The 14,845-nt window shown below is 70.7% G+C and carries 13 protein-coding genes and 2 riboswitches; of the genes, 6 read left to right on the top strand and 7 right to left on the bottom strand.

Annotation, left to right across the window (positions count from 1 at the left end; genetic code table 11):
* Positions 1-11 precede the first annotated feature (11 nt).
* Complete coding sequence (gene gcvP, locus KOD61_RS09560; RefSeq protein ID WP_215218463.1) at positions 12-2,918, bottom strand: aminomethyl-transferring glycine dehydrogenase; 2,907 nt, start codon at positions 2,916-2,918, stop codon at positions 12-14.
* 63 nt (positions 2,919-2,981) lie between these two features.
* Positions 2,982-3,091, bottom strand: a riboswitch (glycine riboswitch).
* Positions 3,092-3,187, bottom strand: a riboswitch (glycine riboswitch).
* Positions 3,188-3,418: 231 nt separating this feature from the next.
* Between gcvP and KOD61_RS09555 the strand changes: the two genes are divergently transcribed.
* A complete protein-coding gene (locus KOD61_RS09555; protein WP_215218462.1) occupies positions 3,419-3,838 on the top strand; it encodes a VOC family protein in 420 nt (139 codons plus the stop codon).
* Between the two features lie 107 nt (positions 3,839-3,945).
* Here KOD61_RS09555 and KOD61_RS09550 read toward each other — a convergent pair whose 3' ends face one another.
* Entirely contained in the window at positions 3,946-4,842 is an 897-nt protein-coding gene (locus KOD61_RS09550) for a pirin family protein (protein ID WP_215218461.1), read from the bottom strand.
* 203 nt (positions 4,843-5,045) lie between these two features.
* On the opposite strand from KOD61_RS09550, the gene KOD61_RS09545 reads away from it, so the two are divergent.
* Positions 5,046-5,819 (top strand): FHA domain-containing protein, encoded by a 774-nt coding sequence (locus tag KOD61_RS09545; RefSeq protein WP_215218460.1) that lies wholly within the window; start codon positions 5,046-5,048, stop codon positions 5,817-5,819.
* On the opposite strand, the gene KOD61_RS09540 is transcribed toward KOD61_RS09545, so the two are convergent.
* The 3 genes from KOD61_RS09540 to KOD61_RS09530 are packed head-to-tail and all read right to left on the bottom strand — an operon-like array spanning position 5,816 to position 8,974.
* Entirely contained in the window at positions 5,816-6,559 is a 744-nt protein-coding gene (locus tag KOD61_RS09540) for an ABC transporter ATP-binding protein (RefSeq protein WP_215218459.1), read from the bottom strand. The two genes, KOD61_RS09545 and KOD61_RS09540, sit on opposite strands and share 4 nt — an antisense overlap.
* Positions 6,552-7,760: an ABC transporter permease gene (locus KOD61_RS09535; RefSeq protein WP_251370566.1), complete on the bottom strand. Its 1,209-nt coding sequence runs from the start codon at positions 7,758-7,760 to the stop codon at positions 6,552-6,554. Before KOD61_RS09535 ends, KOD61_RS09540 begins: the two co-directional genes overlap by 8 nt.
* Positions 7,760-8,974, bottom strand: coding sequence for an efflux RND transporter periplasmic adaptor subunit (locus KOD61_RS09530; protein WP_215218458.1), 1,215 nt, complete (start codon positions 8,972-8,974; stop codon positions 7,760-7,762). The genes KOD61_RS09535 and KOD61_RS09530 overlap by 1 nt, the downstream gene beginning before the upstream one ends.
* A gap of 100 nt (positions 8,975-9,074) precedes the next feature.
* On the opposite strand from KOD61_RS09530, the gene ygiD reads away from it, so the two are divergent.
* The 4 genes from ygiD (at position 9,075) to KOD61_RS09510 (ending at position 12,721) form a co-directional block, all read left to right on the top strand.
* Positions 9,075-9,938, top strand: a complete 864-nt coding sequence (gene ygiD / locus KOD61_RS09525) for a 4,5-DOPA-extradiol-dioxygenase (protein ID WP_215218457.1) — start codon at positions 9,075-9,077, stop codon at positions 9,936-9,938.
* Positions 9,939-10,070: 132 nt separating this feature from the next.
* Positions 10,071-10,892 (top strand): alpha/beta fold hydrolase, encoded by an 822-nt coding sequence (locus KOD61_RS09520; protein ID WP_215218456.1) that lies wholly within the window; start codon positions 10,071-10,073, stop codon positions 10,890-10,892.
* Positions 10,879-12,423, top strand: a complete 1,545-nt coding sequence (locus KOD61_RS09515) for a sensor histidine kinase (RefSeq protein ID WP_215218455.1) — start codon at positions 10,879-10,881, stop codon at positions 12,421-12,423. The genes KOD61_RS09520 and KOD61_RS09515 overlap by 14 nt, the downstream gene beginning before the upstream one ends.
* Before the next feature lie 109 nt (positions 12,424-12,532).
* Positions 12,533-12,721 carry a hypothetical protein gene (locus KOD61_RS09510; protein ID WP_215218454.1) on the top strand — a complete coding sequence of 63 codons (189 nt, stop codon included), beginning with the start codon at positions 12,533-12,535 and terminating at the stop codon, positions 12,719-12,721.
* Positions 12,722-13,263: 542 nt separating this feature from the next.
* Here the strand turns inward: KOD61_RS09510 and KOD61_RS09505 are convergent.
* Together KOD61_RS09505 and KOD61_RS09500 are read right to left on the bottom strand one after the other, a co-directional pair.
* Positions 13,264-13,737: a hypothetical protein gene (locus KOD61_RS09505; protein ID WP_215218453.1), complete on the bottom strand. Its 474-nt coding sequence runs from the start codon at positions 13,735-13,737 to the stop codon at positions 13,264-13,266.
* Positions 13,738-14,103: 366 nt separating this feature from the next.
* On the bottom strand, positions 14,104-14,802 hold the full coding sequence (locus KOD61_RS09500; RefSeq protein ID WP_251370565.1) for a ZIP family metal transporter: 699 nt from the start codon (positions 14,800-14,802) through the stop codon (positions 14,104-14,106).
* Positions 14,803-14,845: the final 43 nt, after the last annotated feature.

The following is a 14,845-nucleotide window of genomic DNA, read 5'->3' as shown; positions in this document are numbered from 1 at the left end:
CACTGGCGCGATCAGGACACCATCGGCTCGCTGAAAGCCTCGATGTCACCGGCGAACTCGTTGATCGGCACGCAGCTGCAGAACACGTTCTTGTCGCCGTACACGTTGTCGACGCGGGCCACCGGCGGCCAGTACTTCTGCTGGCGCAGCACGGCCAGCGGGAAGGCGGCCAACTCCCGCGGGTAGGCGTGCTTCCATTCGGTCGCCGAGACCTGCGCGGCGGTGTGGGGGGCGTGCTTGAGCGGGTTGTCCTCGCGGTCGAGCTTGCCGTCGGCGATCGCGCGGATCTCCTGGCGGATCTCGATCATCGCGTTGATGAAGCGATCCAGCTCGTGCATCGACTCGCTCTCGGTCGGCTCCACCATCAGGGTGCCGGCGACCGGGAAACTCAGGGTCGGCGCGTGGAAGCCGAAGTCGATCAGGCGCTTGGCGACGTCCTCGGCGGACACGCCGGTCTCCTTCTCCAGCGGGCGCAGGTCGAGGATGCACTCGTGGGCGACCAGGTCGTTGCGGCCGGTGTAGAGGGTCGGGTAGTGCGGGGCGAGCTTGCGGGCCACGTAGTTGGCGTTGAGCATCGCGACCTGGCTGGCCTTTCGCAGGCCCTGTCGGCCCATCAGGGTGATGTACATCCAGCTGATCGGCAGGATGCTGGCGCTGCCGAAGGTGGCGGCTGAGACCATCGCGCCGTCGCCCACGCCGGCCGTGGCCATGCCGTCGTTGAAGGCCCGGGGCAGGTACGGCGCCAGGTGCGAGCGCACCGCACACGGGCCGACGCCGGGGCCACCGCCGCCGTGCGGGATGCAGAAGGTCTTGTGCAGGTTGAGGTGGCTGACGTCCGAACCCCACTTGCCAGGCTTAGCCAGGCCGACGAGCGCGTTCATGTTGGCGCCGTCGGTGTACACCTGGCCGCCGTGCTGGTGGACGATGTCGCAGATCTCGACCACGTCCTCCTCGAACACGCCGTGGGTGGACGGGTAGGTCATCATGATCGCGGCCAGGCGGTCGGAGTACTTCCCGGCCTGGGCGCGGATGTCCTCGACATCGACGTTACCGTCCTTGTCGCACTTGGTCACCACCACCTTCATGCCGCACAGCTGCGCGGACGCCGGGTTGGTGCCGTGCGCGGACTCGGGGATCAGGCAGATGTCGCGCTGGGCCTCGCCGCGAGCGCGGTGGTAGGCGCGGATCGCCAGCAGGCCGGCGTACTCGCCCTGCGCGCCGGAGTTGGGCTGCAGGCTGACGTTGTCGTAGCCGGTGACCTCGGCCAGCATCGCCTCCAGCCCGTCGATCAGTTCCTTGTAGCCCTGCGCCTGTTCGGCCGGCGCCAGCGGATGGATGTTGGCGAACTCCGGCCAGGTGATCGGGATCATCTCGGCGGTCGCGTTGAGCTTCATCGTGCACGAGCCCAGCGGGATCATCGTGCGGTCCATCGCCAGGTCCTTGTCCGCCAGCGAGCGCATGTAACGCAGCAGCTCGTGCTCGCTGTGGTGGGTGTTGAATACCGGATGGGTCAGGAAGCGGCTGGTGCGCAGCAGGCCGGACGGCAGGGCGTCGGCGGTGGCGTCGTCGAGCGCGTCGATGTCGGTGATCTCCACCCCGAACAGGCCCGCCAGCGCGGCAATGTCGCCGCGCGTGGTGGTCTCGTCGAGCGCGATGCCGACGCTGGTGTTGTCGATCGCGCGCAGGTTGATGTGCGCATGGTGCGCGCGCTGGTGCAGCTCGGCGGCGTCGATGCCGGTGACGTGCAGGGTGTCGAAGAAGGACTCGCCGACCGCGACACCGGCGCCACGCAGCGCGCCGGCCAGGATCGCCGCCAGGCGGTGGGTACGGCGCGCGATGCGGACCAGGCCCTCGGGGCCGTGGTAGACGGCGTACATCGACGCCATCACCGCCAGCAGCACCTGCGCGGTGCAGATGTTGCTGGTCGCCTTTTCGCGGCGGATGTGCTGCTCGCGGGTCTGCAGGGTCAGGCGGTAGGCGTTGTTGCCCTCGACGTCGACCGAGACGCCGATCAGGCGGCCCGGCATCGAGCGCTTGTAGGCATCGCGGCAGGCCATGAACGCGGCATGCGGACCACCGAAACCGAACGGCACGCCGAAGCGCTGGGTGTTGCCGACCACGATGTCGGCGCCCCATTCGCCCGGCGCGGCAACCAGGGTGAGCGCGAGCAGGTCGACCGCCACGCAGACCAGGCCCTGGCGCGCGTGCACGGCGTCACTGATGGCCTGGTAGTCGCCGCCGATGCGGCCGAAGGTGTCGGGGTACTGCAGCAGCACGCCGAAGGCCTCGGTAGTGGCGGCCTCGGCCTCGTCGCCGAACACCAGTTCGATGCCGATCGGCTCGGCGCGGGTGCGCAGCACCTCGATGGTCTGCGGGTGCACGCCGTTGGACACGAAGAACACGTTCGACTTCGACTTCGCCGAGCGCTTGGCCAGCGTCATCGCCTCGGCAGCGGCGGTGCCCTCGTCGAGCAGCGAGGCGTTGGCGATCTCCATGCCGGTCAGGTCGGCGCACATCGTCTGGAAGTTGATCAGCGCTTCCATGCGGCCCTGCGAGATCTCCGCCTGGTACGGGGTGTAGGCGGTGTACCAGGCCGGGTTCTCGAGGATGTTGCGCAGGATGACGTTGGGGGTGTGCGTGCCGGCGTAGCCTTGTCCGATGAAGCTGCGGAACACCAGGTTGCGGTCGGCGATGTCGCGGATCTTGGCCAGTGCCTCGACCTCGCTGACGGCCTCGGGCAGGGCCAGCGGATCGGTCGAGCGGATCGACCCGGGGACGATCGCGTCGGTCATCGCCTCCAGCGAGTCATGGCCGACCACGCGCAGCATCTGCGCGATCTCGCCGTCGTTGGGACCGATGTGGCGCTCGATGAACGCGTCGTGGTGCTCGAGCGAGCGCAGGGAGGTGTTCTGGGTCATGGCGGGACTCTGTCGGCGAGGGCGGGGCGATGCGAGGCAACGTGCGGTGCCGCACGCGGGGCGCCCCTCTGTCCTTTTGCCTGAGAGTTCGGAAGCGTGCGCCATGTCGGCCGCGGGGGGAGGGCTGCTTCGTGCACCTTCGGCGCCGGATTGAACCGGTCTCTCCAGAGTTGTCACAGCCGGTGGTACGGGGGCCTGAGCGATTACGGGCGTTGCGCCTTCGGCAGCGGCATCGCCCAAGGGCGCGTCGCTTCTCCCACCGTCTGGGAATCACCGGGGGATTATACGGCCCGGGCCGGCCCGGGCGGGATGGTCTTTCCCGCCCCGGCGACTTGCGCGGCCAGCCCCGCTGCCCGACCCTCGACCTTGCCGCCAACCCTCCCCGATGACCCTGTAGGAGCGACGTAAGTCGCGACCCGCCGACCGGCCGTGAGCCCGGCCAGGTCGCGACTTACGTCGCTCCTACAGGACTTCCGGCCCCGATCAAGGAAGCACCGCCCATGCCCAGGCCCCCGTTCACCCTCCGCCAGATTGACCACGTCGTCATCCGCGCCCGCGATCCCGCGGCGCTGGAGGTGTTCTACCGCGAGGTCCTGGGCTGCACCGTCGAGCGTCGGCAGGACGGCATCGGGCTGGTCCAGCTGCGCGCGGGGGCCTCGTTGATCGACCTGGTGGACGTGGACGGCAAGCTCGGCCGCATGGGCGGCGCGGCCCCCGGGCGCGAGGGCCACAACATGGACCACCTGTGCCTGCGCATCGACCCGTTCGACCGCGAGGCCATCGCCGCCCACCTTCAGGCGCATGGCGTCGCCGTGGGCGACTACGGCTCCCGCTACGGCGCCGAAGGCGAGGGGCCATCGCAATACCTGAGCGACCCCGAGGGCAACGTGGTGGAGCTGAAGGGGCCGCCGGACGCGTAATCGCGCTTCCGATGCGCGTGTGTAGGAGCGACGTTAGTCGCGATTTGCAACCGTCCGCCCGCGCCGCTTTCCTGATCGCGACTTACGTCGCTCCTACGGAACCGGGGCTACGACATCGGGTTGGCGGGGGTGTGCTCGGGGTCGCCGGGCAGGGGGATGAACTCGCCGTTGTCCAGGTCGGGGAGCTTCATCCGGCCGGCGCGCCAGTCGGCCTTGGCCTGCTCGATGCGCTCCTTCGAGCTGGATACGAAGTTCCACTCGATGAAGCGCTCACCCACCGGTTCGCCGCCGAGCACCATCAGCAGCGTCGGCTCGGTCGCGGTGACCGTGGCGGGGCGGCCGGGGGTGAAGACGAGCATGTGGCCGACGCCGCAGCGCTCATGGCCGGCCTCGACGGCGCCGCGCACCACGTAGGCGGCGCGTTCGCGGTGCGCGTCGGGCAGTGCGAAGGTGGCGCCGGTGTCGAGTTCGCAGTGCAGGTAGAACAGCGGCGAATGCGTCCGCACCGGCGAGGTCAGCCCGAACGCGTTGCCGGCCACCAGTCGCCCACGCACGCCGGCCTCGTCGAACGCAGGCAGTCCGCCCGCGTCGTAGTGGTCGAAGGCGGGGTCGGTCTCCTCGTCGGCCCGTGGCAACGCGACCCAGCTTTGGATGCCGTGCATCGGGCCGCCGTGCGCGCGCGCCTGCTCGAACCGTTCCGAGTGGGTGATGCCGCGGCCGGCGGTCATCCAGTTGACCTCGCCCGGGCGGATCGCCTGTTCGGAGCCGACGCTGTCGCGGTGCATCATCTCGCCGTCGAACAGGTAGGTGATGGTCGACAACCCGATGTGGGGGTGCGGTCGGACGTCCACGTCGCGGGGGATCCCGGGCGGGAAGTCGACCGGCCCGATGTGGTCGAAGAACACGAATGGACCCACCATCCGGCGTTTTGCGAACGGCAGCACCCGTCCCACCTCGAACCCGCCCAGGCTGCGGCGGCGTTGCTCGATCACCATGTCCAACATGCGCGTTCTCCAGGCGGCCCGGGGCCATCGTGGCGCAAATGGCGTGCCGCGGGCGGGGCGTGGGTGGAACGCTGCGGTCCGTCGCGGCGGCTGGGCGGCGCGCCCGGTTGCTGGCCGTATCATCACGCGGCGTTCCCGTGCTTGCGGGAACGATCCGGCGGCGGTGGTCTCCACCGTCCCGGTCCGTCACCACAGGGGGTTTGATGAAACTGGTCTTTCCGGGCGGGGAACACCCGCAGGTACTGCTCGACGCGGGCGTCAACCGGGTCGGCTCCGATCCACACGGGCAGGTGGTCATCGACCGCCCCGACATCGCCCCGCGTCTGTGCCAGCTGCACGTCACCGCGCAGGGCGTGATGCTCGACGTGCCCGACGGCGCCAGCATCGAGGTCAATGGCCGCCGGGTCGACGGGCTGATTGCGCTGCGTCCTGGCGACAGCGTGGCGCTGGGCGGCATCGAGGCCCGGCTGGCGGGCGTCGGCACGACCGTGCCGGGCGCCGGCGACGCACTGACCGCGCTGCCCCCGGCCAACGACGACCTGGGCGCCACCACCGTGCGTCCGGTGGTGCCGGACTTCGTGCTGCGCTGCGTTGCCGGCAGCCTGTTTGGCCGCAACGTGCCGGTGCACGGCGTGGTCACGTTTGGCCGCGCGCCCGAATGCACCGTCACCGTCGAGGACTCCGGCCTGTCGCGCCTGCACGCACGTCTGCTGCCCGGCGACGGCCACCTGGTGCTGGAGGACATGGGTTCCAGCAACGGCAGCTTCGTCAACGGCCGCCGCGTGGTGCGCACCGAGGTGCGCGCAGGCGACGAGATCGGCTTCGACACCCTGCGCTTCCGCGTGGTGTCCAACGTGCGGGACGACGCCTCGCGTGCACCCGCCGCCGCCACGCCCTCCCCCCGGCGCTGGGTGCCGGTCGCCGCCGCGCTGGTCGCGGTGCTGGCCGTCGCCGCCGGGTTCGTGCTGCTGGGCTAGGCGGGCGGGACCGGCGCGCCGTCCTGCGGCTGCGCGCGCCGGTCGCTTTCGATGCAGCCGTCCACCAGTGTCACCGTGCGGTCGCATTGCCCGGCCAGCCCCGGGTCGTGAGTCACCAGCACGACGGCGCAACCGAAATCCCGGTTGAACCGACGCAGCAGGGCGAACACCTCCGCTGCCGACACGCTGTCCAGGTTGCCGGTGGGTTCGTCGGCCAGCACCAGCGCCGGCCGGGTCACCAGCGCGCGCGCCACCGCCACGCGCTGCTGCTGGCCGCCGGACAACTGGTCCGGCTTGCGCGCCTCCAGGCCCGCCAGCCCCACCTGCGCCAGCAGGTCGCGGCCGCGCGCCACCATGCCGGCATCGGGTTTGCCGCCGGTCACCATCAACGGCATCAGCACGTTCTCCAGCGCGGTGAAGGCCTGGATCAGATGGTGGAACTGGAACACGAAGCCGATGGCATGGCCGCGCAGCCCCGTACGCCCGGCGTCGTCCATGTCGCGGGTGGGCGCGCCCAACAGGTAGAGCTCGCCGGAGGTGGGGCGGTCCAGCAGCCCGATCACGTTCAGCAGGGTGCTTTTGCCCGAACCCGAGGCGCCCACCAGTGCGACGAAGTCGCTGCGTGCCAGCCGCAGGTCCAGCCCGTGCAGCACCTCGATCTCGGTCGACTTGCCGACGTTGTAGCGCTTGGTCAGCCGCTCAAGCCGGAGCACCTCCTGCGCGGCCCCGTGCTCAGACATGGCGGATCGCCTCCACCGGGTCCAGCCGCGCCGCCCGCCGCGCCGGCAGTGCCGCCGACACCGTGCCGGTCAGCGTGGCCAACAGCGTGGCCGCGACCAGCAGGCTCGGCTCCACCGGGATATAGAAGAGCCGGGGGCCGAAGTTGTTGAAGGCCGCCACCAGCGCGTAGCCGGCCGCGCCCCCCAGCAGCGCGCCGGCCAGCCCGAACAGCGCGCCCTGCACCAGGAACACGCCCAGCATCTGCCGGCGGGTGGTGCCCATCGCCCGCAGGATGCCGATCTCGCGGGTGCGCTGGACCACGCTCACCGACAGCACGCTGGCAATGCCCAGGGCCACGCTCAGCGCCACGAACACACTGATCATCTGCGTCGACAGGCTTTGCGAGCGCAGCGCGTTCATCAGCTGGGTGTTGGTCTCCATCCAGCTCTCGGCTTTCAGCCCGGTCAACCGGCCGATGCGCGCGGCCACCGGCTGCGCGTCAAAGATGTCGGCGACGGTGACATCAATCAGCGTGGCGCCGCCGGGCAGGTCGAGCAGCGATTGCGCCTGCTTCATGTCCAGGTACACGTAGCGGGCGTCCAGTTCGCGCACGCCCAGCTCAAAGACGCCGGCCACGTTGACCACGGTCTCCCGGCCCTCGCCGGCGTCGATGCGCAGCTTGTCACCGGCGCGCATCCCCAGTTCGATCGCCAGCTGGCGGCCCACCACGGCATCGCCGGCGCCGATGCGGAAGGTCCCTTCGACGATGTCCTCGCCAATCGGGATGATCCGCTGGTACCGCTCGGCGTCGATGCCCACCAGCGCCACCGACTCCAGCGCCTCGCCGCGCCGGGCAAACGCCGGCCCGGAGACCACCGGCGACACCGCGGTGACCCCGGGCAGGCGGTCGAGCACGTCGCGCACCTGCGGCCAGTTGTTGATGGAGCGCAGGCGCTGCGCGCGGCGGGTCTCCAGCACCAGCTGCACGGTGCCGTCGGGCGGCGGCAACACGTGGTTGGTCTCGTCCGCCGGCTCCACCCGGATGTGCGCCTGGGTGCCGAGCGTGCGCTCGATGATGTTGCCCTGCAGGCCGGTGATCAGCGCGGTCAGGAAGACGATCACCGCCACGCCCACCGCGATGCCGACCAGGATAAGCACGCTCTGCGCGCGGCCCTCGCGCAGGAAGCGGGTGGCGATGGTCCATTCCAGCCACATGGGCATCAGTCGAGGCTCACCGGCAGCTCGTTGCGCGAGGCCGCCGCCGTGGCGGCCGGCAGCGGGTCCAGGTCCACGCGGACCCGGTCGCCGTCCTGCAGCCCGGCGCCGGCGTCGGCCAGCACCCGGTCACCGGGCGCCAGCCCGTCGACGACCTCGGTCAGCGTGAGTCCGCGCAGGCCCAGCCGTACCGGGGTACGGCCGGCGCGGCCGTCCTTGACGCGCCAGACCTCGGCGCGGTCGCCGGCCACCGCGCCCAGCGCATCGTTGGGCACCACCAGCGCGGCATCGCGGCGGCCGGTCTCCACGTTGACCGACACGGTCATGTCCTGCCGCACGAATTCCGGCACGGGGTCCACCGCCAGGCGGATGTCGACCGACCCGCGTTGGGGGTCCACGCCCGGGGCGATGAAGGCGATCCGCGCGGGGAACGGTTGTGCCGGATAGGCATCGGCCACGCACTGCGCCGGCTGGCCGACGCGCAATACGCCCAGGTTCTTCTCGTCCACCGGCACCAGCACCTCGGTGGCACCCGTCCGGGCGATCTCGAACAGCACCCGCCCCGGTTGCACCAGGTCGCCGGGTTCGACGTTGCGGACCAGCACGGTGCCGGCCACTTCGGCGCGCACGAGGGTCTTGTCGAGCTGCGCGCGGGCGCTGGCCACGCGGGCGCGGGCGGCGGCTTCCTCAGGGTTTCCGGCACCCAATGCCCGTGCCGCCAGCCGGGCCTGCTCGGCGGCGGCGCGCGCGGCCGTCTCGGCCTGCACCGCCTGCTCCAGGGTCTCGCGGGCCACCAGCTGGCGGTCGGCCAGCTCGCGGCGGCGCGTCGTCTCGCGGCGGGCCTGCGCCAAGCGGGCCTCGGCCTCGCGCAGGCTGGCCTGCGCCTGCGGGCGGGTGGACTGCTGCAGCCGCGCCAAGCTGGCTTCGGCCTCGCGCAGCGCGGCCTCCAGGTCGTCGGCGCGCAGCACCGCCAGCACGTCGCCGGGCTGGACCCGGTCCCCCTCCTGCACGCGCCGCTCCGCTACCACCGCGGTGATGGCGCTGCCCACCTGCGCCCGCGACGACGCCACCACCCGGCCGGTGGCCACCACCGTCTGCACCAGCGGCCGCTGCTGCACCTCGTACCCGGGTAGCGCCGGGCCACGCCAACTCGCCCATGCCCAGCCGGCGAGGGCCACGGCCAGGACGGCGGCAACCACGAGGAGCACGGTGCGCTTCATGCGGAACTCCGGGCGTGCACGGCAGAGTGCCTACGATACCCACAGCATGCGCCGGCCGATGCCAGCCCGGCCCGCCGACCCGCACCCACCGGAGCCGACCATGAAGACCAACGCCGCCATGCCCGCCGCCTTCCTCGGCCACGGCAGCCCGATGAACGCGCTGGAGCGCAACCGCTTCACCGACGCCTGGCGCAGCTTCGGCGCCTCGGTGCCACGGCCGCGCGCCATCCTGATGGTGTCCGCCCACTGGTACGTCAACGCCACCGCGGTCACCGCCATGGCCCGGCCGCGCACCATCCACGACTTCTTCGGTTTCCCGCAGCCGCTGTTCGACGTGCAGTACCCGGCGCCAGGGCTACCCGAGCTGGCCGAGGAAGTCGCCGACATTGCCCGTCCCGACCATGTCGGCGCCGACCTGGACGGGTGGGGGCTGGACCACGGCACCTGGTCGGTGCTGGTGCATGCCTTCCCCGACGCCGACGTGCCGGTGGTGCAGCTGTCGATCAACGCACTCAAGCCGCCGGAGTGGCACGTCGAACTGGGTGCGCGGCTGTCGCGCCTGCGCGAGCGTGGCGTGCTGCTGATGGCCAGCGGCAACGTGGTGCACAACCTGCGCGCGATCGACTGGGCCCAGCCCGATGCCGGCTTCGACTGGGCGCGGCGGTTCGACGAGCACGCCCACCAGGTGCTGACCGAGCGTCCCGGGGATGCGGCCTCGCTGGTCTCCCACCGCGACTACGCAATGGCCGCGCCCACGCCCGAACACTTCCTGCCGGTGCTCTACATCGCCGGCGCCGCCGCCGCGGCCGGCACCCCGGCGCAGACACTGGTGGACGGCTACGCCTACGGCTCGCTGTCGATGACCAGCTACGGCGTCGGCTGTGACTGCCCCGAGAGCGAAGACACGCTGGGCGGCGCCGCGCCGTTGTCGACCGCCGTGCCGGCCGACGAAAGCAACATCTGACACCACTGGCGTGCCGCGGCCGCATCCGGATGACGGCCGCTCCATCGTGCCCACACCCGGCCCGTCTTCATCGCCGCTTGCGCGCGATGTGCCAACCTTTCCGGCTCGGCAAGAGGGGAGGCCTGCACCAGCATGAACACGCGTAACCGCCACCACGTCCATATCGCCGGTGACGGCCCGGCCACGATCGTGTTCGCGCACGGCTTCGGCTGCGACCAGAACATGTGGCGGCTGATGGCGCCCGCCTACGAGGACCGCTACCGGACCATCCGCTACGACCTGGTCGGCAGCGGCATGTCGGACCTGTCGGCCTACGACCGCGAGCGCCATGGCAGCCTGCAGGGGCATGCCGACGACCTGCTGGAGGTCATCCGCGACGGCGCGCAGGGCCCGGTGGTCTTCGTCGGCCATTCGGTCAGCGCGATGATCGGCCTGCTGGCCGGCATCAAGGCGCCCGAGCTGATCGACGCCCACGTGATGCTCGGGCCGTCGCCCTGCTACATCAACGACGGCGACTACATCGGCGGCTTCTCGCGCGCGGACATCGACTCGTTGCTGGAAACGATGGAGGGCAACTACCTCGGGTGGTCGAGCACGATGGCGCCGGCCATCATGGGCGCGCCGGGGCAGCCGGAGTTGGCGGAGGAGCTCACCAACAGCTTCTGTCGCACCGACCCCGACATCGCCGCGCACTTCGCCCGGGTGACGTTCCTGTCCGACAACCGTGCCGACCTTCCCAAGCTGCAGGCGCCGGTGCTGGTCCTGCAGTGCAGCGACGACATCATCGCGCCGCGGCCGGTGGGCGACTACCTGCAGCGGACGCTGCCCAACTCCACCTTGCGCATCATCGAGAACGTCGGGCATTGCCCGCACCTGAGCGCGCCGAGCGCGAGCATGGCGGCGATGGACGAGTTCCTGGAGGCCTTGCCGTTGCACGACCGTGTCCGCGCCTGACGACAGGGGGATCCCCGACACCAGCTTCCTCTACGAGCACGCGCCGTGCGGCCTGCTGGTGACCGATGGGGACGGCACCATCCGCCACGCCAACGCGACCTTCTGCCAATGGCTCGGGGTCGACCGCGCGCAGCTCGTCGGCCAACGGCGCTTCCAGGACCTGCTCACCGTCGGCGGGCGCATCTTCCACCAGACCCACTGGGCGCCGCTGCTGCAGATGCAGGGCTCCATCGCCGAAGTGAAGCTGGACCTGGCCCGCGAGGGCGCGCGGCCGTTGCCGATGATGATGAATGCCATCCGCCGCGAGCGCGATGGCGTGGTGGTGCACGAGCTGGCGGTGTCCATCGCTGAAGACCGGCACACCTATGAGCGCGAACTGATGACGGCGCGCAAGCGGGCCGAGGGCTTGCTGGCCGAGCAGAAGCAGGCGCGGGATGCGCTGGCGGTGGCTGGCACCCGCCTGCGCCTGGCGCTGGAAGCCGGCGCGCTGCAGGTGTGGGAGATGGACCCGGCGTCCGGCGAGCGTTACTTCGACCCGGGCGTGGCGTTGCTGCTGGGGCGCGACCGGCCCGGCCCGGTCGCCTACGAGGACTACGTGGCGGCGGTGCATCCGGACGACCGCGAAGCGGCCCTGGCGGCGTTGGGTCGCATGCTGCACGCGCCGGCCACCACCTACCGCCACGCCTACCGCATCAACGGGGACGACGGGGTCCAGCGCACGGTGCTGGCGACAGCGCGGGCCGTGCCCGGCCCCGACGGCATGCCCGGCCGCGTGTTCGGCCTGCTGCAGGACATCACCGAGCTGATCGAGCAGCGCGCCGCGGCGGAGGACCGGGCACTGTTCGCCGAGCAGATGGTCGGCATCGTCAGCCATGACCTGCGCAATCCGCTGTCCACCATCCGGCTGGGCGGCCAGGTGCTGGAGATGGCCGGCCTGCCCGCCGTGCACCAGCCGGTGCTGGGCAATATCACCCGTGCGACCACCCGCGCGCTGCGCCTGGTCAACGACCTGCTGGACTTCACCCGCGCAAGGTTGGGGCAGGGCCTTGCGGTGGAGGTGGTGCCGTTCGACCTGCACGCCGCGGTCGCCACCCAACTGGCGGAGCTGGCCCAGGCCTACCCCGAAGCGCAGCTGGTGCACCGGCCGGAAGGCGACCATCCCTGCGCGGCCGACCCCGACCGCCTGGCACAACTGGTCGGCAACCTGGTGTCCAACGCCGTGGCCTATGGCGCGCGCGGCGCGCCGGTCATCGTGGCGTCGGTGGCACGCGCCGACGGCTTCACGGTGTCGGTGCATAACACCGGCCCGGCAATCCCCGAAGCGCTGCGCGCGGTGCTGTTCCAGCCCATGGTGCGCGGCGCGGACGTCGGCGCCGGGTCCCGCAGCGTGGGCCTGGGCCTTTACATCGTCGCGGAGATCATGCGTGCGCACCGCGGCACCATCGACGTGGAATCCACCGAGGCGCGCGGCACCGTGTTCGCCGCGCACTTCCCGCGTGCGGCCGGCCAGGACGCCCCATCGGGCGGGTGACCCGGCGGCGCGCGGATTGGACACTCTGGGCCGTGCGACGCGGTTCGTGGCGTGGAGGTGCGGCAGAATCCCCGGCTTTGCTGCACGCCAACCATCAGGGGGAACCGACATGAAACTTATCCTGGCCGCACTGCTTGCCGTCGCCGTCACCGGCTGCGTGGTGATCCCGTTGGGGCCGCTCGGCAAGATCGGTAGCGACACCGTGCTGGTCTGCCACAAGGGCAAGAAGACCATGGAGCTGCCGCGCGAAGCGCTCAACGGGCACCTCAAGCACGGCGATCGGCGCGGACGCTGCTGACCGCGCGGTAGCGGTTGCGACGCTGAGGCCGCCGCGCGCGGCACGGCCACGCCCGCCGGTGCCGTATTGATTGGTGCAGGTATTGCCCGCAGCGGCGAGCGTCACGCTTCCAGCGCCGGCTGCCACGTTGTAACCGCCACGCGTGCCGTTCGCCGCGCCGTGTGCCGCGCGCGCTGGACGGCGTGCGGCGCTGTGGGTCCCGCGTGTGCCGCCTGTGGTGCGACGTGTGCCGCACCACCCGCCGCGCGCGCAGGTGCAAGCGCGACCCTCGGCGGTGGAATGGCGGCGCGTGCGGCTCTGCGTTCGGTGCATGCCACTCCAGCCGCGACGCGTGCCGCTGGAACCGCCACGTGCGGCACCCAAAGCACCGACGGTGGCACTTGGGGCGCCGCGGGCGGCTCTTGAAGTGGCAGTGATGGCGCTTTATTCGCCACTCGCCGCGCCGTAACCCACACGGCCGGCGCCGACGTGCGGGCAGCAAAAAGGCCGCCCGGGGGCGGCCTTGCAGGGTGCGACGGGCATGGGCCTGCCGGTGGGGTGGCTCACGCCGGCTCGGGCACGTCCTCGGTGCTGCGCGTGCTGCGGGCAAAGCGGGTGCCCAGCTCCTTGCGCAGGCCCTCCAGTCCCTGGTTGCGGCCGGACACCTTCAGCAGCGCGTAGCCGTCCAGCGCGCAACGCATCACGTCGCTGCCCAGCGCGACCTCGGTGTCGTTGGCACGCTCGGCCAGCCGCTGCAGGCGCAGAACCAACGGGCGCAACCGGTCCAGCGCCGCCAGGTCGGCCTGCGCCTCGGCCAGCTTCAGGCTCGGCGGCACCACCTGCGGGTTCTGCGCCAGCACCGACAGCGTCTGCCGGCAGAAGGCCTCGGACTTGTCGCCCATGCGCGCCAGCTTGCGGCGCTGTTCGGTGGACATCGCCACCAGCCCGGACAACTGCGCCTCAAGGTCGGTCAGCGCTTGCAGGGACGCCGCCAGCTGCGCGTCGTCGAGAGTGAAGTCAATGATGTTCTGGGACACGGCAAGATCCTTATGCGTTCCATGTGTCGCCCCGGGACCGGCACGCCGCGCGTGCCTGCAAATCCGTGGGGCCGCTCCGGCGTGCGGCGGACGCCGCTGCGGGGGAGCGGGGCGAGTCTGCTGGGGTAGGGCGCGGGTGTCTGTAGGAAATTGCCGCGTAGGGAGGGCAGAGAAGGGCTCTTTGATGGTCGTGAGAACATTGCGCCGCTCACCTGCACATCCATCCATCGCGGACGACGTCGCCATATCTTGCGTGCCGGGATGTCGTGGCGCCTTCAGGTGGCAACGGCTGCTTTCGACCCAAAGCGGACCTCTCATCCCCAAACGCCATATGTGTGCACTCAGCGGGTTACAGAGATAAGAGGCCTACTCCAAGCCAGCCGAGACGAACACGAATAGTGCGAATCCCCCAACGAAGGACATGGCGGCGGCCTTCGAATCCGCGCCATGCTCATGGGCTTCCCCGAGGAGGTCTTCAATGGCGGCCAGCGACAAGAGCCCCCCAATGACCGCGAGCGCACCGAATTTCCATAGATCGTTCGCGTCCCTGAGCACCAGGTGCGCGAACGTAGCGGCCAGCAGTACCGGGATCGCGAACGACGCCATCATCAGCAATCGCTTGCCGCGTGGTACGTCATTCGCACGGAACGAGGCCGCGGCCGCGTAGCCTTCTGGCACGTCGGCCAGCACTTGGCCGGCTGCCAGCTTCAACGCGAGCGCGGTGGCGACAGCACCGCCGGAGCCGATCATAAGGCCATCGCTAAGTAGGTCGATCGCGACCGCCGCGTAGATCAGCCACATGCGCTTTCCGCCCCGTTTTGCCCCCGCCAGTCGCTGTGCGCCGGCTTCTATCGCCAGATACAGCACGCCGCCCATTACGAAAGCAGCGCCTATCACCCAACCTGACAGGACCGCGCTGGCTTTCGGCAGGAGTTCAGTGGCGACAATCGCCAGCATGATTCCGACGGCGGCATGTAATGCCGCGCTCAGGACGCGAGCTGAGGGTTTCCATACCTCCGCGAGTACGCCGCCTGCAAAGTTTCCGGCGGCGGGGAGCAGCGCCAACCCTAGGATCGGAAGAAGTCCATCCATCACGGCCACCGCATGC

It is taken from the genome of Lysobacter luteus (assembly GCF_907164845.1).
GTDB lineage: Bacteria > Pseudomonadota > Gammaproteobacteria > Xanthomonadales > Xanthomonadaceae > Novilysobacter > Novilysobacter luteus.
The sequence above is the reverse complement of the archived record's forward strand: the minus strand, read 5'-3'. Positions and strand labels throughout refer to the sequence as shown.